This window comes from Vibrio sp. B183 (assembly GCF_000740665.1).
GTDB lineage: Bacteria > Pseudomonadota > Gammaproteobacteria > Enterobacterales > Vibrionaceae > Vibrio > Vibrio coralliilyticus.
This window is the reverse complement of the sequence record NZ_JPQB01000010.1, coordinates 229,273-250,526: the sequence shown is the minus strand read 5'-3', so window position 1 is coordinate 250,526 and position 21,254 is coordinate 229,273. Positions and strand designations below refer to the sequence as shown.

Sequence of the window (21,254 nt, the reverse complement as noted above, 5' to 3'; positions counted from 1 at the left end):
TAAGCCTTACTGGACTAAAGCTGTGCCAACTTTGTAATGAGTATACGGTACAGATTTTTTTGATATTTTTATATTAATGAGGTGGCTATTTTAATTATTTAGTTAATTTTATTTGTTAACGAAAATAAGAATTCTTATCGTTCTCGATGTCAGTTATATGGAAATCGAGATATCTAATGAATCGTTTAAACGATCAGATCCCCCCTTTCGAAGCAGTTAATGATGTTCCCGCTGCATGCTTTCTTAATGCCCTTGCGCGCGAAAGTGAGCTTATTCAGTTTGAGCATAACTCCTCTGTTACCTTGTACAACATTCCCTTGTCCGGTGAACGAAGTATTTCAATTAAGCTCAGTCACTTTTCTTCACTTGGAGGTCACGAATACCTCTTTCCAGCCATGTTGAATGACCAGGCAACCGATGTTTCTCAACCTATTAGGTTTTCTCAGTTGCTTGCGTTAGTGCTTGATGAGCCTGCCTTAGTTGGGCTGCTCAGCAAAGAGCAAAAAGCGATATTCACCCAGCGTGTGACTGAGAGCTACCACAATACTTATCTGGCTGCGCAGCATCATCCGTATGGAGCTAAATTGTTTGAACAGCGGCTGGACTTTACTCAAGCAGAGCAGAGTCTTTTGGTTGGTCACTCGTTCCACCCAGCACCAAAGAGTCGTGAACAATTTAGTTTTGAAGACGCGAAGCAGTTCTCTCCTGAGTTTGGTGGTCATTTTGCTTTAGTTTGGTTGGCGGTTAACGAAGATGTGCTGATTGGCGATAGCTCTGCTGATTCTACGTTGTCGCAGCGATTGCAGGCGTTAGTCTCACAAGATGGAGCTTTGTGCCATGGGCTTGAAGGTCGACTGAATGATGGCGAGACGCTGTTGCCTGCTCACCCTTGGCAGTGGCAAGTGATGCAAGAACTGCCAAGCATTCAGAATTATTTGCAGCTGGGCAAAATTCGTCAACTAGGCCAGTTGGGCGCACAATGGTATCCAACATCGTCGACACGTTCGCTGTATTCCCAGTCGTTACCATACATGCTGAAGTTTTCTCTCAGTGTCAAACTGACTAACTCCATTCGCAATTTGTCACTCAAAGAAGTCGTACGTGGTACGCGATTGAATGATCTTTTCCAGCACTCGTCACTGCAGGAAACACTTGGCGATGGGGTGGGTTTCCAGCTAATGCAGGAGCCTGCATTCCTTGGTTTAGTTGATCAAAACGGTGAAGTGATTGATGAAAGCCTTGTCGCATTGCGTGATAACCCGTTAGCAACCCAGCCCGCTCAAGAAGCCGTCGTACTGGCAACCTTGACCCAACAAAACCCGTATGGTGGGGCAAGTCTTTTGGCTAACCGCGTTAGTGAATATGCCCGCACACAAAACGTTGACGTGAAACATGCAGCAATAGATTGGTTTGACGCTTACTGCCGACACACAGTGGTGCCCCTGTTTAACCTGCAAGCTAACTTTGGTGTCGTGTTTCTCGCCCATCAGCAGAACATAGTCATGCAGTTGGAGAGTGGTTTTCCAATCGGAATGTACTACCGAGACTGCCAAGGAACAGGCTATACCGATCTTGCTTTTGAACTTTTTGGTGAGCAGCTAAAAGAAGCCAAGCGAGATGTTGAGAATTATTGGGATCAGGGCAAGGTAAGACGCTATTTCGCCTACTATCTGATCATTAATTCCTCGTACAACGTCATCAGCAACTTAGCCGCCCAATGTGGAGTTGAGGAGTTGGAACTCGTGGCAATCTTACATAAACATCTCCGTCGGTTGTTAGATACTGGGGTTCGAGATGATCAGTGTTTGCGCTATGTACTGGAAAGCCAGTCCTTATGCTGTAAGGGCAATTTCTTCTGTTACCTGCAGAATTTCAATGAAAACTCTATTCCCGATCCTGCGGTGATCTATTTCGATTTACCTAACCCGTTAGTTCGCGTTAAGGAGACCAGCCATGCATGAGTTTCGCACTGTAACCTATCAGCCTGATAACCTGCCTAAAGTCACTATCGCTATACAAGATAGTGACTTAAACCAAGCTGATCTATTGTCTTTGATGGTGGATGAGCTGGATGCTTTGTTTAGCCAGCATGTTGAGCTGTTGGCTGTTGAGATCGAATGTCAGGACATCAATGTCTGGCACAAAGTTAAGCAGAAGTTGCCTATCTTTACTGACTGTACGTTAAAGCGCGCCGCATTCTATCAGAGCCAATTTAACTGGCTAAAGCACAAGCCTTCCGATCGCTATCCATTGCTTCAGGTCCAGACGGATAGCCGATATCGCCATCACCCGCAGAGGCCACCGATGCCGGAAGGTTTGGTTTACCAGCGTTATGACGCTAAGTCTGAATTAACAGTGAGTTTTCGTGTTTTTACGTTGGAGAAAGACCTCGATAACTTTACGATTTGGATGAACGATCCGCGTGTGGCCGAATTTTGGGAGCAAGCATGGAGTCGAGAGAAACTGGCTGAGTTTGTTCAGCAGCGACTCGCTGATCCGCATATTGTGCCTTTGATAGGGGAGTTTAACGGTCAGCCTTTTGGTTACATTGAAGCTTACTGGGTCGCTGAAGATCGATTGAGCCCGTATTATCCGGTCGAAAATTTTGACCGCGGTATCCACTTGTTGGTCGGTGAAGAAAGTTTTCGTGGGCCTAAGTATTTTGATTGCTGGATGAGAGCAATCAGTCACTATCTCTTTATTGATGACGCCAGAACTCAGCGTATTGTTCTTGAACCTCGCCACGACAATCAGAGGCTATTCAAGCGCATTTTGCCGCTTGGCTATGACAAATGTATGGAATTCAATTTTCCTCACAAACGTTCCGCGTTGTTAATGCTCAATCGTGATCGATTCTTTGAGGAGCAATGGTGATGACACAATCCGCACTTCACAAGTATTGGCACATTGCGAACCTCAAAATGGTCGCCAAGCTCATCAGTGAATTTGGTTACGAGCAGGCGTTTTCGATCCACCGTGTAGAGCAAGGTTTCGTGCTTGAGCTTGATAACGGCACTACCTATCAATTTGATGGAAAGGAAAACATTTGGGGCCAAATCGTGATTGAGTCGCAATCACTGGTTCGCACGTCACTCAATGATGAACAAGAACCGCTCAGTGCAGCACTGTTTATGCGCGACATTCAGGCTTTGCTTGAGATGCCAGATGAAGCCATGGCAGAGCACCTTGAAGACCTCAATGCAACTTTGTGGAGTGATTGTCAGTTAATGGCGCGCAAGGCATCGATAACGGCTAAAGGTTTGAGTCTAATGTCGTGTGAAGAGCAGCAATCTTATTTCGATGGCCACCCAAAATTTGCATTTAACAAAGGTAGAAGAGGCTGGGGGAGTGAGGACTTGCTGCGCTATGCACCTGAATCCCATCAAGCCTTTCAGCTAGGCTGGGTCGCTGTACACAACGATATTCTTCAAGTATCGACCAATCAAGAAGTCAATTGGGGCCAACTGGTGGAAAGCGCAGTCAACAAGGCTGACATTGACCAAATGCAAACGGTGATTTCCGGATTGGATCAAGATATTGCCGATTACCATTTTGTGCCTGTCCACCCTTGGCAATGGCGCAACAAACTTGCTTTGCTGTTTACTCGTGAACAGGCCTGCAAGCAGTTGATTTATCTGGGTGAGTTTGGTGATCATTTTCTTCCTCAGCTGTCCTTGCGTACGTTAAGCAATGTCACTCGTCCGCAGAATTTCGATATTAAACTGCCGCTAACGGTGATGAATACTTCTTGCTATCGCGGTATTCCGGGGCGTTATATTCTAGTGGGCCCTACCGCTTCTGATTGGATCCATTCTGTTTTCCAAAGCGACCCAATACTGCTAGAAAAGCAAGCCGAAGTATTGCAAGAGCCTGCAGCGGCATTTGCCGCTCAACATGATTACGCACAGTTGCAACACGCGCCTTATCGTTATCATGAGTTGCTTGGTGTGATCTGGCGAGAGTCGGCAATCTCTAAGCTCAAAGATGGTGAAAGCGCGATACTAATGGCTGCCTTGATGGAGACTGACTGCCATGGGACGTCATTGATTAGTGAGTACATTCTCGCATCGGGTGTGTCTATCGAGTCATGGCTTGGCCAGCTGTTCGATGCTGTCGTGATCCCTTACTACCACCTGCTGTGCAAGTATGGCGTCTCTCTGATTGCACATGGTCAGAACGTCACTTTGGTAATGGAAGACTCCCTACCCAAGCGAATCCTTCTTAAAGACTTTCAAGGTGATATGCGTTTGGTCGACAAGCATTACCCTGAACAGGACTCACTGTCTGACTCAGTAAAAGAAGTCACGGTGCGATTACCCGAAGAGCTGATCATTCATGATCTTCAAACCGGACATTTCGTTACTGTCTTGCGCTTTATCTCTCCGCTGGTGGAGCAAATCGGTGTCAGCGAGGAAACCTTCTACCAGATACTTGGAAACCGCATTCGCAGTTATTCAGAAGCGCTTCCTGAGCTGGAAGAGCGCTTCCGATCCTTTGATCTATTTAAGCCCAGAATTCTTCGAATTGGCCTTAACCTCGCCAAGTTCAGACACAACACGGATTCGAGCTCATCAAGGATGCTGCCGGATATGGACGACCAGCTCGATAATCCGCTTTATCTGTCAGCAAATAAAGAAGCAGCCACAGAGCTGCAATAAGGTTTAACGCTTATTTAAGCCTTGATTTAATAACAACTAAGGAACGTTCATTATGGAACGCACTAACGACACCATACTTGATTTGGCTGGCATTGGAGCTGGCCCATTTAATCTCAGTGTTGCCGCACTATTGGCTCAGAAAAACCATATCAATGCCCGATTCTTTGAAAGTAGGGAGCATTTTTCGTGGCACCCTGGGTTGTTGCTTGATAACACTAATATGCAGACCATGTTCCTCAAGGACCTAGTCAGCGCGGTATGCCCAGAAAACCCTTACTCGTTTCTGTCCTATTTAGTTAAAAACAAGAAGTTCTACCGTTTTCTATCTGCGGAGTTGAGCTGCATTAGTCGTCACGAATTTTCTGATTATCTCGCATGGGTGGCCCATCAGTTAGATAACGTGCAGTTCTCTTCTCGTATCGAACATGTTGAGTTCACGGGTGACCATTTTGAACTACACACCAGTAAGGGCAAAGTGGCGGCGAAGAACCTATGCATTGGGACTGGCAAGGTGCCGTTTATTCCAGATTGTGCGACAGCCTATATTGGTGAGCGTGTGTTCCATGCGGCTGAAATTGGCCTGCGCCAACGTGACTTTGCTGGTAAGCGCGTTGCCATTGTAGGAGGTGGTCAGAGTGGGGCAGACATTTTCCTTAATGTACTAAGAGGTAAGTGGGGTAAGGTCGCGTCGCTTGACTGGATCTCACGACGATCAAATTTCCAACCTCTGGATGAAGCGGCGTTTACCAATGAGTTTTTTACCCCAGATTACGTTGATGCTTTTGTCGGCTTAGCACCTGAAGTGAGGCAAGCAGAAGTACAGGCGCAAAAGCTTACGTCTGATGGCGTAACGCAGAAATCCTTGTTAGAGATTTATCAGGAGCTCTACTACAGGTTTGATGTTTTAAAAGAAGATAAGTGGGTGCGCCTATTACCTCACCGTACGCTTAACAGAATGTACGAACTGCAATCAAGCTTTGAATTGGAGACAGCCAATGCGCTTAGCTCGCAATCCGAAGCCCACGATGCTGATATTGTGATTTTGGCGACCGGTTTTCAGTCACCTTATCCCGCCTGTCTCGATGCGATTCTGCCATTGTTGGAACTTGACGAGCAGCAGCGCTACAAGATGAGTCCTGATTTTGAACTCAAGTGGAGCGGTTCTGCGAACAACAAGATTTTCGCCGTCAATGCGGGAATGCATAGTCACGGCATTGCGGAGCCTCAGTTGAGCCTAATGGCGTGGAGAAGCGCAAGAATAATTAACTGCTTAGCTCAAGAGCCCCTCTACGATCTTGATGCTGGAAAGGGCATGATTGAATGGACGACACCTTCGAAAGTCCATGAATTGCTCTCGGTGTGAGAAGAGAGCATAGCAGTATTGATAACTTCTATATATCTGATTTATATAAATAATTATACCAATAATAGTTTTATATAAAGGTGGAAATGAAAGTGTTAGTGAGTACTATTCTCGTTCTTATAACGCTTTTGATTTAATTATAAACAGAGTGATAAACATGAAACTCAATAAAGGGGCATTCCCGTTTAGCCTTGTTGCAATTGCAGTGGCAGCAGCAACATCAACCGTTGCTTCAGCAGCAAACGCTGAAGAATACACTACGACCCAAGAAAAAATGGTGGTGGTATCCAGCAGAACACCAAAAGCGATCAGTGAGATCCCAGGTACTGTTTGGTATATCGATGCTGAGCAAATCGAGCAAGAGTATCGCGGTGGTAAAAGCTTGGACGAAATCCTAGCGGCGACGATTCCTTCACTCGATGTTAGCAGCGGTGGTCGTACTCACTCAGGCCAAAACTTACGTGGCCGCAGTATCATGGTGATGATTGACGGTGTGTCTCTACAGTCTGTTCGCTCGATCAGCCGCCAGTTGGATTCAATTGACCCGTTTAATATTGAGCGAATCGAAGTGTTATCAGGTGCAAGTTCAATTTACGGTGCTGGTGCTAGCGGTGGTGTAATCAACATCATCACCAAAAAAGCGCAGGGCGAAGAACCGGAGTTTGAGACTTTTGTTGGTGGCACATCTGGTCTGAATTCAAGTGAAGATTTCGACTACAAACTGGCGCAATCCGTCGCAGGCGGGAACGAGAAAGTGCAAGGCAGAGCATCGGTTGCCTACACCAAAACTCAAGGCTACTTTGACGCTGATGGTACAATCGTGACGCCAGACATTTCCCAAGGTTCGACTCAGTTTAATGAGACGATTGACCTACTGGGTACGTTGCAGGTCAATCTTGCAGAAGACCAAAACCTGAACTTGCTAGCGCAGTACTACGACAGCCAGCAAGATTCGCCATACGGTTTGTATTTTGAAAAGGATAGTGATGATAACTATCAATTCGTAGACGTTCGCAAAGGTTACGCAGCCGATCGTCAGCAAGGTACAGAGCGTATTATGCTGAGTGCCCAATACAGCCATGCTAACTTCCTTAATCATCAGTTGATTGCAGAAGTTTCTTACCGTAAAGAAGACCACACGTTTACGCCATACACGGCGGGTGGCGGTTCTGAATTGGTACTGAGTTCATCGACCCAAAACACCGACATCCTGTCTATCAAAACTGCACTGAATAAGTCTTTTGGTGAGCTCAATCTGACTTACGGGGTTGATGGATTTATCGATCGTTTTGACAGTGATAATGCTATCTACGATCAAACCACGACTGAAAACAGCGGCGGTATGATTAACGTGATCGATACCATTGAAGGCCGTTATCCGGGGGTAGATACCGATGCGCTTGCGGGCTTTATTCAAGCAGAATACGCATTAACTCCGGATTGGGTGCTTCAAGGTGGTTATCGCTATCAATATCTAAACACTAAGATCTCTGATTTCCAGAAGAATGCTAGCTCTGACTTCGTTCCTGGCGGTGAGACGGATTACGCAGAAAGCTTGTTCAATATTGGTACTATCTATCACCTAACGCCGTCGTCTCAAGTATGGGCTAACTTCTCGCAAGGCTTTGATCTTGCTAACCCAGCGAAGTATTACGGTAAAGACGCTTCGGTAAATGTAAACGATACTAAACTGGAAGGCATTAAGACCGACAGCTACGAGGTAGGTTATCGCAGCGATTGGGATAGTGTTTCTCTGCAAACAGCAGCGTACTACTCATACTCAGATGGCTCAATTGAATACGCTGACGACCAGAGTATCAGTGGCGTTTCTGATCCAAAACGTGTTTATGGTCTTGAAGCACAAGTTAGCTACTGGGCGATGGATAACCTTCAGATAGGTAGCTCTGGGCACTATGTTGTTTCGGAAATCAAAGCAGATTCAGGCTGGGAAGATTACGAAGCCATGGAAGCCAGCACTTCAAAAGCAAGCGCATGGGTTGGCTGGTATGAATACGACTACAACGTAAAGCTGCAAAGCTTGACCACGTTTGATTACACCGATGCTGACAATCGCAAACTTGACGGTTACACCGTGGTTGACCTCGTGGGTAACTATCAGCTTCCTGTTGGTAGCCTTGGTTTCGGTATTAAAAACCTACTGAACGAAGATTACCTAACTACTTGGAGTCAGCGTGCTATCCATTGGTACGGCAACTCTCCAATGTACGAATACAAAGGCCGCGGCCGCACGTACACTTTGAACTATCAAGTTAAGTTCTAAGTGTTGCATTAAGTAAAAAGGCCGCTCACTGAGCGGCCTTTTTTATTGGTATCACTTACGCGTAGCTGAGCTTGTGATGTTGAAGTTCTGTACGCATACCCATCAATAGGCTGACACACATGGTCAGCAGAATCACAGTAAATGGTAAGCCAGTTGAGATGGTTCCTGCTTGCAGGGCTTGAATGGCTTCTGTACCACCAATCCAAAGCAACATTGCTGCGATAGCACCTTCTACCGATGCCCAGAAAATACGTTGTGGGATAGGTGCATCGACTTTACCGCCTGACGTAATACTGTCGACAACAAGTGACGCCGAGTCAGATGAGGTAATAAAGAACACCATGATCAACACAATAGAGATAACGGAAAGCAGTGTCCCCATTGGCATGGCGTCAAAGGCGTAGAACAGTGACATAGTAATATCAGTCAGACCGTTCTGACCCAGTTCACCGACTTGATTGACGACTTGTTCAATCGCGATACCACCAAATGCGGACATCCAAACTAGGGTGATGGCAGTTGGAATCAGGATAACCGCAGAAAGGAATTCGCGTACGGTACGGCCTTTTGAAATACGGGCGATAAACATACCGACACATGGTGACCAAGATACCCACCAAGCCCAGTAGAATACCGTCCAACCTTGCATCCAAGCTTCGTCTTCACGGCCATATGGGTTACTCAGTGGGAGCATATTTTCCACATAGCCAGTCAGTGTTGTTGGAATGGTACCCAGCGCCGTCGCCAGACCTGCAATGATCACAAACATCAATAGAGCGAAGGCCACAATCAGGTTGGTGTTACTCAACACTTTGACCCCGCCATCAATACCACGGACAACAGACACAACAGCAAGGCTGGTGACAAATGCAATTACTCCCAGCTGCAACCCGAGACCACCATCAATACCAAACACATGACTGATACCGCTCGCGGCTTGCTGAGCGCCTAGACCCAATGAGGTTGCAAGACCAAATAGTGTCGCTAGCACTGCAAGGATATCGATGATATGACCAAACCAACCCCAAGTGCGATCACCCAGAATAGGATAAAACACCGAGCGAATAGAAAGTGGCAGACCTTTATTGAAGGCAAAGAAGGCCATCGCTAACGCGACCACGGCGTAAATCGCCCATGGGTGCAGACCCCAGTGGAACATGGTTGCACCGAGAGCCACTTTTGCTGCTTCTTCAGTGTATGGCTCGACACCTAGTGGTGTTTCAAACCAACCAGTGAAGTAAGCAACTGGCTCAGCAACACCCCAGAACATCAAGCCGATACCCATGCCAGCGGCAAATAGCATGGCGATCCATGAAAGGTTGGAGTGCTCAGGTTTGGCATCGACGCCACCGATACGAATTTTACCAAACGGCGATAAAACCAGACCAATACAGAAAATCAGGAACACGTTTCCTGACCACATAAACAGCGTGTCAAATGACTCGATGATTTGCAGTTTTACGCCATCAATAGTGGATTTTGCAACGGTAGGATCGGCGATAAGAAGGGCGACAAGAAAAACAATGATCAGGCCCGCACTCGCACCAAAAACTGGATTGTGAACGTCAAAACCCCATTTCTGAACGTTGTCCTGACCGACGGTATAATCGGTATTTTCAATACTATACCTATCCTTAGTACTACTCATTAATCCTCGCTAATTGTTTAGAGTTCGAAATAAATTTTCTGGAGAAGGGTAACAGAATGCCAGTTAAAACGAAAGTGAGTCTGGTTTACTAACAATAATTGAGTAAATAATGGAAGGAAGATTAAGTAGAGGTCTAATGAAATGTGTCAGGCCTCAATGGTGATTTGCTCTCCTCATTAGAGAGGCTAACGCTGTATAAGCAGAGTATTTTATGGGCAGGCAGCGATCCTTGCTTTTGTCGGTGCTGCCATAACCTTCGAGAGGGTAAAAGAGGGGGGATATTTCAGTGTCGCTATAGTTGGATCATCTCGCGCAAACTTTGCACTATATCCGCATTGTCTTCGATCAGAGCTGCTTCGCTCAGTGCATTGTTGAGGAATTCAGCATACTCTTTTTCTGCTGAGGTTTGAGCTTCCCGGCCTTTGCCAGTTAATACGGTGTACACGCCTCGCTTATCTTTTGGGCACAAGTCGCGGATAGTGTGGCCACCTTTTTCTAGTCTTTCTACGAGTCTGGTGACGGAACTTTGATTCAATCCTAAGCATTTAGCGAGCTCTTGCATTCTTAGTTCTGAATCAGGAGCCTCAATTAACAAACTTAGCGCTCGGTACTCTGTAATACCTAACCCATGTTTTTGTTGTAGTTCTTTCGCTATCTGGGCTTCAACGCTGTCGATGACAATTTTCAGTTTTTGCCAGAGAAGAAATTGCGTTTTCATTTGAGGACCTCTTCGTCGTTGGTGAGGCGTCACCCTTACCGATTTGTTGTTATTTGCTTATATAAATATGTACATGCATTTAATTTGTAAGACCGAATTATAGCAGTAGAACAGATTATTGTGAAACTCTTCACATATTTAGTGTTTTATAAAGTTCTCATTTTAGGCGTTTCATTGCATCGATTTATTTTATTAAATTCAAAATAATCATTATAAAGAACTGTTTCATATAACCTATTTATATATATTTGTCGCTTAACCTCTTGTTCTAGTAATAAAAACACATAATTTTCATTCTAAATATCAAACATGTTGTATGTGCAAGCATGTTGACATGATTATCGCTGACCAATAATATGCTTGCACATGCAAGTTAATGTTATTGGACAAGGAAGAGTCATGAAACTGGCGAGGGTTGTGTCAGCGCTATCGGAAAAAGTGAAAAAAGATCCAGAAAGCACGGCATTTGTTACTGAAGATAAAACATGGAGTTACCGCCAATTTGATCAGCTTGTTCAGCATGCCGAACAAGAATTGGTCCGACTGAAGGTCCCTAGTCAGGTAACTGTTGCTGTGTCTGCGGTAAAGTCTGTTGCAAATGTGGCTTTGTGCGTGGCTCTTGGTCAAAAGGGCTGCACTCCATTACTGATTTCTAAAGATTTGGGTAGTGAAGTTAAACCTCACATTTATCAAAAAGCCGCTGTCTGCTGTGAGCTGGTGATAAGTGAAGTCGAAGGCAAGGTTTCAGTTGTTGGGTCCTGGGATTTTGAGCGAGCGCCTCATGCTGAGGACGATAAAGATGTGGCACTAATGCTCACAACATCAGGGTCAACCGGTGTTCCTAAGGTTGTTCGCTTAACTCAAAGCGGAATCGATGCATTTGTTAACTGGTCAGAAGAATTCTTTAGCCTTGGCAACGAGTCCAAGGTTTTGAGTTACGCACCACTGAACTTTGATTTGAGCCTATTGGAAGTATGGGCGCCACTGATGATCGGGGCTTGTGTGATTATAGTGAGTCAGGAAAAAGCAACGCAGGCTTCTTATCTCAAAGCCTTAGTTTCTCGAACTCAACCAAACCTTATACAAGGTGTACCTATGCTTTATACGTTGCTTTGCCAGGATAGTGAGGCAGAGTCAAGCGTGTATTCACCTGAACATATTGTGTTCACGGGGGACGTCACGACGAAATCATTGAGAGAGCAAGTCGCGGCATACTATCCCTCTTCCCGCTTTCACAATATTTATGGTTGTACGGAAACCAATGACTCATTTGTTTTTAGTGCTGAAGCTATAGAAATCAATCAGCTAGAAGTACTTCCTTTGGGAATTCCTATTCAAGGCTCAACTTTTAAGATCGTTGATGATGAAGGTTTTGAGCTTATCGGTGCAGGTGAAGGGGAGCTGCATACCTCGACGCCTTTCATGTCCCTTGGTTATACCGAGTCAGACAAAACGAGCCAGGCTTTCTATTTTGATGAAGCCAATAACCGATGGTTCTACAAATCGGGTGATCGGGTTTCCGTCAGTGACCGTGGCGAGATTTCATTGATTGGTCGAACTGATTTTATCGTAAAGGTTCGAGGCGTGCGCACTAATTTAAAGGATATCGAACATGTCATTAACCTTTCGCAACAGGTCAAAGAGTCTCTTGTATTGGCGGTAAGGGATGAGATTGCTGGCTCGGTACTTCACGCCGTTGTTCACTGTAATTCAGAACAGGATTTTGATGGGATGTCCCTGCGTCTACTGTGCGCCAAGCATCTACCCAGAACGTCTATTCCATCTCGTTTTCACGTTAGTAAAACTTCCCTGCCTAGAACATCTACAGGGAAGCCGGACCGAACCAAAATTGTTCACACATTAAACCTATAGGAGGAAAACATGAACTACCGTACCGAGATTAAAAACTACATCTGCGGGGAGCTAGCCCCTGATATCGCTGCTGAGACATTGCCTGAAGACTGCGATCTTCTTATGACAGGCGTCATTGATAGCTTGTCTCTTGTTCGACTTGTGGCCTGGCTGGAAGAAGAGTTTGAGATACCAACCGGTGATATTGAAATCGCACCTGAAGACTTCAGTTCGATCGAATGCATTGAACAATTTATTCATGAACATGCACCGCTAACAGCTTAGCTTTGCATTAAACGCTAAATCCAAACAACACGTATTTGAAGGAGCAAAAAATGATACATCGAAACAAAAAGGAACTTGAAGGTGTTCAGTGGGGCAATGGTTCAAGCTTTCGACTACTCACTGAGAAAGATGGGATGGGTTTTACGGTTTGTCACACCGTTGTAGAGGCGGGTAGTGAGTCTCGTCTTCAGTATCGTCGCCACTTAGAAGCTTGTTATTGCATCAGCGGCAAGGGGCAAGTGATTTCAGCCGATGGCAGCACAATCTATGATATTGAACCGGGTGCAATCTACGCACTTGATGAAAATGACCCACATATCCTGATTGCTGACGAAAGTGACGACTTGCATCTAGTCAGCGTATTCAACCCTCCATTAACTGGCCAAGAGAAACATCAGCTAAGTGCCGATGGATTTTCACAGTACTAATTTGATTGTCCAATAACAGTTTCTAAAGGACGCAAAATGCAACGTCAGGATAAAAATATAAAAAAGCGTGCGAGAAGTTTCATCGATGCCGCGATACATGAATTAGAAAATGAAGCCAGTAGCGGGCGGTTCCCGCGTGATAAATGGGAATCAATTGCCAGAACTGGGATATTTGAGCGAGCAGTCAGTAGTGATATCGACAAGCGTGAATCCGTGCTCTCGACCTTATACGGCTTAGAACGGCTGGGAGAAATATGTAAAGACTCCGGCCTGAGCTTCTCGGTGGCTACGCATTTAGCGAGCACGATTACCGCTCTGAATAAGTTTGGCTCGCAGGAACTTAAACATGAGTTTATGGAATCGTTAGTCAAAGGTCGTCTGATTGGTGCTCATGCCATCAGCGAACCGCAAGCTGGATCGGATGCGCTCAGTATGACGACAACGGCGAGAGAAGAGGATGATGACTATGTGCTCAACGGGCATAAAGCTTTTGTCACTAACGGAAGCATCGCTGACGTTATCGTCGTTTATGCAAAAACCAGTGAATCGAGTACAGCAGACTGTGTTTCCGCATTTTTAGTGGATACCAAAACTCAAGGTGTACGCCTTGGGCAAGAGATGGAGAAAGTGGGCTTACATACTTCTCCGCTATGTGAACTGACACTGGAAGAGTGTCGTGTTCCCAAAGCCAATATGATTGGCCGACGTGGGGCTGGTTTTTTCGTTCTCAGTCATGTGATGCAAAGAGAAATTCTCTTTGCCTTTATGCTCAATGTGGGGGAGATGAAACGTCGCTTAGATCGCTGTGTCAGCTACGTGAACTCGCGTCATCAATTTGATAGCCCTATTGGTTCGTTTCAATCGGTCTCCAACCGAATTGCAGACATGAAAATCCGCTATGAACTGAGTCGTCAGTGGCTTTACCACGTTGCTGAAAAAATGATTGATAACAAGGACATTACGAGTGAAGTGGCTATCGCTAAAGTGTTCGTCAGCGAAAACGCTTTGGCGACATCGGTCGATGCACTTCACATCCATGGTGGATACGGCTATGTCGCCTCAAATGGCTTTGGCGAGGAGGTGTGTAACGCTCTATCAGGGCCAATCTATTCGGGAACAAATGATATCCAACGAGGGCGAATCGCAGCGATGTTGGGGGTAGCAACTCAAAGTAAAAAGCGATCAGAGAGCAACCAGATTCGCGTGCCGAATGTTAAGAAAGCCCCCAAAGTAGCTGAACATTTTGAGAGTGAGGCCGTGTTTGATTATCAGCATCCTGATGTGCAGTCATTTGTGCAAAAAGCGTTAGGTTCAGAGAAACTCAACAAGCGAGAGACCGCGGTCAAACTCTACTATGCAGTGCGAGACAAAATTGCGTACATGGTGTTCAACACAGACATCAGTGAGAAGGGTCTCCGAGCGAGCTCTATTGTCAAAGCAGGTATAGGTTTTTGTTTACATAAGGCGATCCTTTACGCCGCCACTTGTCATTCTCAAGGTATTGAATGTCGTATCGTCGCCAATCGGGTGAACAACCATATCTCAACGCCTGAGCTGCAGGACCTAGTCGGTGGAGAAGTATTCTTACATTGGTACAACGAAGTCAAAATTGACGGTAAGTGGCTTAAAGTTTCCCCGGTGTTTAATAGCTTACTGTGCAAGTTGTATGGGTTAGAAACACTTGAGTTTGATGGCTTTAGCGATGCGCTTGCGCAGCCATATAGCGACGGCGGCACCATGAATTACATCGGTGAACCGATTCGGTTTGAACAGCCAAACTACCAGCAATTGATCGATTTAGTTGATGCCCACCACCCGAACATGGTGACGGAGTCAGGTACGGTTCCGCAGGCTAGAAAACCAAAGTCTTCTAATGAGAACAGGTCGATTTTATGAAAAAGCAAATTCAGATTTATACCGACTACGTCTGCCCGTACTGCTTGCTTGCAGATCACGTGATTAACAAGGTCATTCAGGGATTAGATGTTGAAATCAAGTGGCGTCCTTTTGAATTAAGGCCCGCTCCAGTACCGACACTAAGAACGGAAGACCGATATTTGCCAGAAATTTGGGAGCGTTCTGTGTACCCAATGGCAGCGAAGTTAGGAGTAGCGTTGAAACTCCCAGAAATTTCTCCTCAACCGAGAACAGACAAAGCTTTTCAAGTGTTTGCACTGGCAGAGCAAGTGGGTCTAGGGGACGAATTTTCAGTTGCCGTTATGAAGGCTTTTTTTCAACAGGAAAGAGATATTGGTGAGCCAGATGTTCTTGCCGATATTGCCAGCCAGATTGGCATAGAGAGAGATGAGGTTCTTGAAGCTTTATCAAATGGAACCTACTTAGAGCACCACCAAACGGCGCTGAAACATGCGGTTGAAGAGGCTCGTATCTCTTCTGTTCCAACCATTTATGTTGGTTCACGAAAGTTCTCAGGCGTCCCAGACCCGACAGAGCTAAGACTCGCGATAGAAGCGTTTGACGAAATACAGGCTTAAAAAGGCATTAAAAGTGTGGCTTAGGGAAACTGAGTCACAACAATCATAAACACTAGGAGATATTAATATGATCAGTTGGCTTTACCTCGGCACGGCAGTGCTATTTGAAATCGCAGTGGCTATCTCTGCTGGCAATGCGAATGGCTTCACTAACCCAAAGTGGACCGCAGCGACATTGATTAGTGGTGCGATAGCTACTTTCTTCCTAAGCCTCGCTCTACTCAGTTTTGATGTCGGGGTGGGTTATTCAATTTGGACTTCTGCAGCTGGTGTCGGAGTTGTCATCTTAGGCGCTTTGTTCTTTGGTGAACGTCTGAGCTTACAAAAGCTGTCAGGCATTGTTCTGGTTATTGGTGGAGTGATTGGTCTGAGAATGAGTGGCGCTGCATAAACCACGTCGGTAAATCATAAAAATTATTAAAAAATAAGAGGTTAATAACATGGCAACAACTAAACAGAACAAAGCAAGTACAAAACAGGCTTGGATAATGCTGCTGCTGGCAGGCGTATTTGAAATCGGCTATGCATTGAGTGTGGCGGGAAGTGAAGCATTCACCGTTTTAAAATGGTCTGTATCCGCCGTCATTTTCTTTTTGCTGACACTTTATGCACTCAGTGTGGCCCTTAAAGAAATCGATGTTGGTATTGGTTATGCGGTTTGGGCTGGTATCGGGGCAATTGGTGCTGCGGTATTTGGCGCTATTGTCTTTGACCAAACGCTGACTCTGTATCAAGCATTTTGGCTAAGTGTCATTATCGCTGGTGTTATATGGCTCAAGTTGGCGAGTAGTGAAAAGCTTCAATCTTCTGACCAAGTATTAGCTTCAAACCAATGATCGATTGAGGTGTAAGTGGTGCTGAAAATACCCACTTACACCCAGATTTTAATTCTATGCGAGGTGAATATGTGTAAGAGCAAGATCGAAAATATGGATACGCTTTTAGATGGTCTGGTGAATTACTCAGTCGATCATGTGCATCAGGGCGGCATCCCTTTCACGGCTTATGTTGTTAATTCAAAAGGAGAGGTCCTTGGCAAAGGGGTTAATAGAGTACTGGAAAACCATGATCCTACAGCCCATGCAGAGGTGGAAGCGATTCGTGATGCATGCCGAAATACCAAGTCTTCTCATCTCAGAGGTTTAACGCTGCTCGCCTCAGGTGAACCATGTGCCATGTGCTACTTGAATGCACTATTCGCTGGTATTAGTGAGGTGGTTTATGTCGCTGATAGAGATGAAGCCGCACGTCATGGTTTTGATTATCGCAACTCATACTCGGCATTGGCAGGGTTCCCCGAAAACTGGGGAATGCTGGTTCGTAAACAATCAACGGAAAATGCGCTTGAACCATTCAAGCTATTGCAAAGTAAAAGGAAATTTTAATGAGTAAGCTGGAACTGGAAGTTCAGAACACACAATCAATTGAACATTTATTCGAGCCAGATGGCTGGAACAGAACGGCTCGAATTGGTGTTGTGGTACCGCATGCTGATGTTGGCCCAGAAGCCGAAATTGGCGCCATGGCAGGAGATCATGCAACGGTTCACGGCAGTCGTATCTTTTTTTCAGCGATGAGAGCGGGTGGTGAGATGGATGACAAAATTCCTCATGCTCCTGTGGAATCTTTTGTGCAGGCACCTTATCTGGATGAGGCTGTAGAGGCAGTTTGTCAGTCACCAATTGATTGTGTGGGTTTAGCCTTTACCAGTTCAGCTTATAAACATGGACCGGATGGAGAAAGAGCGCTGATTGAACGCCTTAAACCAGTAGCAAGAGAGATACCTATTGTTTCAACTTGTCTTTCTGCAGAGCGTGCACTTAAGAAACTGGGTACTCAAAAGCTAGCAGTAGTGAACCCTGCGTGGTTTGACTATGATCTAAGCGCACAAGGCGCAAGCTACTTTGAAAAAGCGGGATTCAATGTCGTTCATCATAGTTCTTGTGGTATTCAAAGTGGGCAAAAGTATGTTACTCCTCAAGCACTTTACACTTGGATAAAAGACGTTGTTTTGGACTCAGGTGCTGACACTGTTTTTGTCGGTGGTAACGGACAAAGATCTGTTGGCATTATCAAAGCGGTTGAAGAAACTTTAGGTGTTACCATGATCACTGGAAATCAGCTAATTTTGTGGGATGCATTACGTTCAATTGGCTCAGATGCCAAGATCGAACGTTATGGCAGGCTTTTCAGCTAGAGCATCCTTTGAGGCAGTTGGCATGGGGTAACTGCCTTTGTTCTAGCCTAAGGTTTTCGACTAGCTGATTATTCAGACGTTGGAATTACTAGAAGAATTATACGAATACATCCTGATGTTATCTCTAGGGAACCAACCCAGTTTCTCATAGAATTTTTGGGCATTGAGGTTGTCGTCGTAGACAAACAGGTGAGTTTTAGGAATACCAATATTGGCTAGTGCGTTAATGGATTGGCTGATCAACTGATAGCCAATTCTCTGACCACGAAACTGAGGTAAGACCGCTAGGTGTTGCAGATAGCCCCTCCTGCCATCGGTTCCAACTAGGACGGCGCCGATAATGTTACTTTCACTGATCGCTACGAAGCTTAAATCGGGGTTTCTGTCGAGGTAGAGCGCAATGTTCTCACGAGAATCGGCATCCCTTACGGACATGCCTTCAGTCTGAAGCCACAACCGGATTACGGCGTCGTAATCTTCGATTGCCATTGGGCGGATGGTCACCACTTTAGCCTCCTTGCTATGCCGGTGATTGTTGGACGTAACAATGTTTTAAATCAATACCTATCAATAAGTTACCGATTTGTCAAAATTGGTGATCAAGAGCCGCTTTCCTGAAGAGAATGAAACTGTGCTGAAAGGTGGTTTTTACTAATCGTACAAATAAGTAGACCTTGCTGAGCATTGTCGGATGTAGCTGCTAATTCCCCTTGAGCATTCCAAACACTGTTCTTGCCGCAAGTATCCCATCCACCTGTTTTCGATATGTGATTGCAAAGGAGGACTGGGAACGCATGGTTACGAGCAATGCCAGACAAAATATTAGCATCAGGGGTGAAACCAGTTGGTGAGATCAGGGCACTAACAAGATAAAGGTCTGCTTTGTTGTCGGCTGCGCCTTGGGCGTGCTCAGGTTCAGTAAAATCAGCACATACGGCAAGCGCAATGCGCTTATTATTAATGTTGAGCACGTAATTGGTTTTTCCTGCAGCGCAATAAGTGCCTTCACCGTCATGTAGGTACTGTTTGGAGTAGAACTCGATCTCTCCGTTTGGAAAGCAAATAACCGCGGCAATATGTGGTTTTGAGTCTGGCACTGCAAGCGGACAGCCCGCAATGACCGTAATATTATGCGCAGTAGCTGCGGACGAAAGTGTATTAATCGCAGGAGTTGATAGGTCAAAGGCAAGTTCGTCGGCTAGAGCCAGCTCGTACCCTGTTAAAGACAGTTCGGGAAACACGACGAGATTTGCACCAAGCTGAGAAGATTGCTCTACATACATAAGGTGAGTGTGCAAATTGGCTTCAATGTCTCCTCGCTTGGCTGGAGCCTGAGCCAAACCAATGATAAGTGTTTGTTCCATCTTTAGTTATGCCTTTCCTTTAATGGCTTGCCGCTAGGCTACTGGCAGCATTTTCCTGAAATCTGAATGGGTGGGCAGGGAATCGTGCCATAGGAGCAAAATACACAGCAGTCTCCTGCCAGTGGCTTAAGTAGTTCGCCACAGCTTTTACATTCATAGAAGTAAACGCAGGCGTTATCTGGCATAGATTCTAGACTCGAAAAACCGCATTTAGGGCAAGTCAGTTTGGATACTGTTACTACTGCCATGGTTGCATCTCCACCATGTGCACTATTTAAGCATAGGTGCGAATATCAGACTAGGGTTTCAACCACTTTAAACCATGGTAAGGTTTTGATTTTAAGCTTTGTAAGCGACTTTCCAAACTTCCACAGTGAATCTCTAGTTTATGCCCATCGGGATCGAGAATATACACAGAGGAACCTTCACTTTGGTTACTTTTCCATTGCTCAGCTTTGTGCTTTTCTAGGTGTTCACATAATGTAGTAAAGTCTTCCTCAGCGACATTAAATGCAATATGACTGTAATCGGTTTTAGGGCAAGGTGAGTCTAGAGATAGGCACAACCACAATTCCCCTATCGAGAGGTAAGCGCCTTTCTCCCATTTGACCTCTCCCTCGAAGCCAAGAACACGAGTATAGAAGTCCAACGAACGTTCTACGTTACTTACAGCGAGAGTGATGTGGTTGAGTCCGGTTATCATCGTTTATCCAACAGGTTTTGTTTGATTAGTCTGCGCTTGGCTTTTCACAACGGAAGAAAATGAAATTAGGGTTGTTCTTCAAACGCTGATAGGTAGCTTCACAAACGGATTTCACTTTTTCATCCACTTTACCTTCGGTAATACGAGATATCTTTAATCCAGACGCATTAATTGCCTCACTGATTTCCATCAGAGAGCGTCGATAGAAGCTCACTTTGACCGGCGTACCGACCGTGTTCCACTCTTCTTCGATGTATTCGCGTTCAAAGTAATTGCCCGAGATTGAACATTCAAAATCTGCAAAAGGGTGATGGGTTGAAAATACGATGTAGCCGCCGGGTTTAAGGACTCGATACACATCTGCAAAGACTGGTGTGAGATCTTCGATATAGTGCAACACCAGAGGGCACACGATGACATCGGTGCTACTGCTTGGCTCTTGAGGAAGGCCTTTCGCAATATCCTGTACGTAAGCGCTGACTTGATCGCCCAGTTTGGCCTGAACAAGATCGATCATATCGCTAGACGCATCAACACAAGTTAGTTGCTTCACCGATTGGCTGATAAACCACTCAGCATACACGCCTGAACCGCAGCCCATGTCAACGACATCAGCACCTGAAAGGTCATCGAGAAGCGCCATGGTTGAAGGGCGTTCTAGCAAAGCGTTGTAAATGTTGTCCTTGACGACAGCATCGTACTGTTTAGCGTGTTTGGTGTACATTTCAGACATGATAGAGACCTTTTGTGTGAGCAGCGAATCCGCTACAGGAGAGAAGCGTATTGTAAGCGCGAACGTCCGGCGTGAACAAATGTTGATCTTTTATTGATCGCGTAATGAATCGATCGCGGCGTGAATGGAATCAAATTGAATCTTTATAATACAAACTTGAGCTTTGCTGAATTCATGTGCCTGAATTAGGTCGGTTATTTCGGTCAAGTCGTATGTTTTTGGCGTCATGTTTAACCCGATTTTTTCAGAGTCTGATTCCAGTTGGAAACACCTCCCTCCAGAATCGATGACCAAATCGTTGGTGTCGAGTATCAGTGATTCTAATTCTCGAAAAAGCATATCTTGTGAAGCGAGGAAAATGAGTTCGTTATCACCTTCGAACTTAAGTAAAACGGGCCATTGAATCTCATTGCCCTCTTTGTTGATTGCGGTATCTATCAAAACGATTCCTTGGCTTTTTAGGTGAACAAAACTTGATCAAGACTCTATTGTATAAACATTTTCCTTTTTTGATGTGAGATATCAACCAT

The 21,254-nt window shown here is 45.4% G+C and carries 22 protein-coding genes; 14 read left to right on the top strand and 8 right to left on the bottom strand.

From position 1 onward, the window contains the following. Positions 1-176: 176 nt before the first annotated feature. From IX95_RS12085 to IX95_RS12065, 5 genes are all read left to right on the top strand, one after another. Positions 177-1,961, top strand: coding sequence for an IucA/IucC family protein (locus IX95_RS12085; RefSeq protein WP_051912559.1), 1,785 nt, complete (start codon positions 177-179; stop codon positions 1,959-1,961). Beyond that, positions 1,954-2,874 (top strand): GNAT family N-acetyltransferase, encoded by a 921-nt coding sequence (locus tag IX95_RS12080; RefSeq protein ID WP_038160278.1) that lies wholly within the window; start codon positions 1,954-1,956, stop codon positions 2,872-2,874. Before IX95_RS12085 ends, IX95_RS12080 begins: the two co-directional genes overlap by 8 nt. Further along, positions 2,874-4,658 (top strand): IucA/IucC family protein, encoded by a 1,785-nt coding sequence (locus IX95_RS12075; RefSeq protein WP_038160275.1) that lies wholly within the window; start codon positions 2,874-2,876, stop codon positions 4,656-4,658. Before IX95_RS12080 ends, IX95_RS12075 begins: the two co-directional genes overlap by 1 nt. Positions 4,659-4,710: 52 nt before the next feature. Beyond that, on the top strand, positions 4,711-6,021 hold the full coding sequence (locus IX95_RS12070) for a lysine N(6)-hydroxylase/L-ornithine N(5)-oxygenase family protein (protein WP_038160274.1): 1,311 nt from the start codon (positions 4,711-4,713) through the stop codon (positions 6,019-6,021). Between the two features lie 157 nt (positions 6,022-6,178). Further along, positions 6,179-8,302: a TonB-dependent receptor gene (locus IX95_RS12065; protein WP_038160271.1), complete on the top strand. Its 2,124-nt coding sequence runs from the start codon at positions 6,179-6,181 to the stop codon at positions 8,300-8,302. A 55-nt stretch (positions 8,303-8,357) separates the two neighbouring features. Here IX95_RS12065 and IX95_RS12060 read toward each other — a convergent pair whose 3' ends face one another. Both IX95_RS12060 and IX95_RS12055 read right to left on the bottom strand, forming a co-directional pair. After that, positions 8,358-9,950, bottom strand: coding sequence for a BCCT family transporter (locus IX95_RS12060; RefSeq protein WP_038160269.1), 1,593 nt, complete (start codon positions 9,948-9,950; stop codon positions 8,358-8,360). A 292-nt stretch (positions 9,951-10,242) separates the two neighbouring features. Next, positions 10,243-10,668: a MarR family winged helix-turn-helix transcriptional regulator gene (locus tag IX95_RS12055; protein ID WP_019276340.1), complete on the bottom strand. Its 426-nt coding sequence runs from the start codon at positions 10,666-10,668 to the stop codon at positions 10,243-10,245. A gap of 399 nt (positions 10,669-11,067) precedes the next feature. Here IX95_RS12055 and IX95_RS12050 point away from each other — a divergent pair, with 399 nt between their 5' ends. The 9 genes from IX95_RS12050 to IX95_RS12010 all read left to right on the top strand — a co-directional run bounded on the left by IX95_RS12050 (position 11,068) and on the right by IX95_RS12010 (position 17,924). Then, positions 11,068-12,540, top strand: a complete 1,473-nt coding sequence (locus IX95_RS12050; protein ID WP_038160266.1) for an AMP-binding protein — start codon at positions 11,068-11,070, stop codon at positions 12,538-12,540. Between the two features lie 9 nt (positions 12,541-12,549). Further along, positions 12,550-12,804, top strand: a complete 255-nt coding sequence (locus tag IX95_RS12045; protein WP_038160262.1) for an acyl carrier protein — start codon at positions 12,550-12,552, stop codon at positions 12,802-12,804. Between the two features lie 50 nt (positions 12,805-12,854). Continuing rightward, entirely contained in the window at positions 12,855-13,232 is a 378-nt protein-coding gene (locus IX95_RS12040) for an ectoine synthase (protein WP_006961648.1), read from the top strand. 36 nt (positions 13,233-13,268) lie between these two features. After that, entirely contained in the window at positions 13,269-15,128 is a 1,860-nt protein-coding gene (locus tag IX95_RS12035) for an acyl-CoA dehydrogenase family protein (protein WP_038160259.1), read from the top strand. After that, entirely contained in the window at positions 15,125-15,727 is a 603-nt protein-coding gene (locus IX95_RS12030; RefSeq protein ID WP_038160256.1) for a DsbA family oxidoreductase, read from the top strand. Before IX95_RS12035 ends, IX95_RS12030 begins: the two co-directional genes overlap by 4 nt. Before the next feature lie 67 nt (positions 15,728-15,794). Beyond that, a complete protein-coding gene (locus tag IX95_RS12025) occupies positions 15,795-16,118 on the top strand; it encodes a DMT family transporter (protein WP_200876936.1) in 324 nt (107 codons plus the stop codon). A gap of 49 nt (positions 16,119-16,167) precedes the next feature. Then, positions 16,168-16,563, top strand: a complete 396-nt coding sequence (locus IX95_RS12020) for a DMT family transporter (RefSeq protein ID WP_006961632.1) — start codon at positions 16,168-16,170, stop codon at positions 16,561-16,563. 93 nt (positions 16,564-16,656) lie between these two features. After that, entirely contained in the window at positions 16,657-17,112 is a 456-nt protein-coding gene (locus tag IX95_RS12015) for a nucleoside deaminase (RefSeq protein WP_019276346.1), read from the top strand. Then, the gene (locus IX95_RS12010) at positions 17,112-17,924 is read left to right on the top strand and encodes a maleate cis-trans isomerase family protein (RefSeq protein ID WP_051912557.1); all 813 of its coding nucleotides are present in this window, start codon (positions 17,112-17,114) and stop codon (positions 17,922-17,924) included. Before IX95_RS12015 ends, IX95_RS12010 begins: the two co-directional genes overlap by 1 nt. A 72-nt stretch (positions 17,925-17,996) precedes the next feature. Here IX95_RS12010 and IX95_RS12005 read toward each other — a convergent pair whose 3' ends face one another. The 6 genes from IX95_RS12005 to IX95_RS11985 all read right to left on the bottom strand — a co-directional run bounded on the left by IX95_RS12005 (position 17,997) and on the right by IX95_RS11985 (position 21,165). Next, positions 17,997-18,431 carry a GNAT family N-acetyltransferase gene (locus IX95_RS12005; protein WP_038160253.1) on the bottom strand — a complete coding sequence of 145 codons (435 nt, stop codon included), beginning with the start codon at positions 18,429-18,431 and terminating at the stop codon, positions 17,997-17,999. Positions 18,432-18,523: 92 nt separating this feature from the next. Next, positions 18,524-19,288 carry a carbon-nitrogen hydrolase family protein gene (locus tag IX95_RS12000; protein WP_038160251.1) on the bottom strand — a complete coding sequence of 255 codons (765 nt, stop codon included), beginning with the start codon at positions 19,286-19,288 and terminating at the stop codon, positions 18,524-18,526. 38 nt (positions 19,289-19,326) lie between these two features. Next, complete coding sequence (locus IX95_RS27015) at positions 19,327-19,536, bottom strand: GDCCVxC domain-containing (seleno)protein (protein WP_081885431.1); 210 nt, start codon at positions 19,534-19,536, stop codon at positions 19,327-19,329. A gap of 50 nt (positions 19,537-19,586) precedes the next feature. Then, positions 19,587-19,991, bottom strand: coding sequence for a fosfomycin resistance glutathione transferase (gene fos, locus IX95_RS11995; protein ID WP_019276349.1), 405 nt, complete (start codon positions 19,989-19,991; stop codon positions 19,587-19,589). 25 nt (positions 19,992-20,016) lie between these two features. Beyond that, positions 20,017-20,724 carry a class I SAM-dependent DNA methyltransferase gene (locus tag IX95_RS11990; protein WP_038160248.1) on the bottom strand — a complete coding sequence of 236 codons (708 nt, stop codon included), beginning with the start codon at positions 20,722-20,724 and terminating at the stop codon, positions 20,017-20,019. A 90-nt stretch (positions 20,725-20,814) separates the two neighbouring features. Then, positions 20,815-21,165, bottom strand: a complete 351-nt coding sequence (locus IX95_RS11985; protein WP_038160246.1) for a DUF4144 family protein — start codon at positions 21,163-21,165, stop codon at positions 20,815-20,817. Positions 21,166-21,254 lie beyond the last annotated feature (89 nt).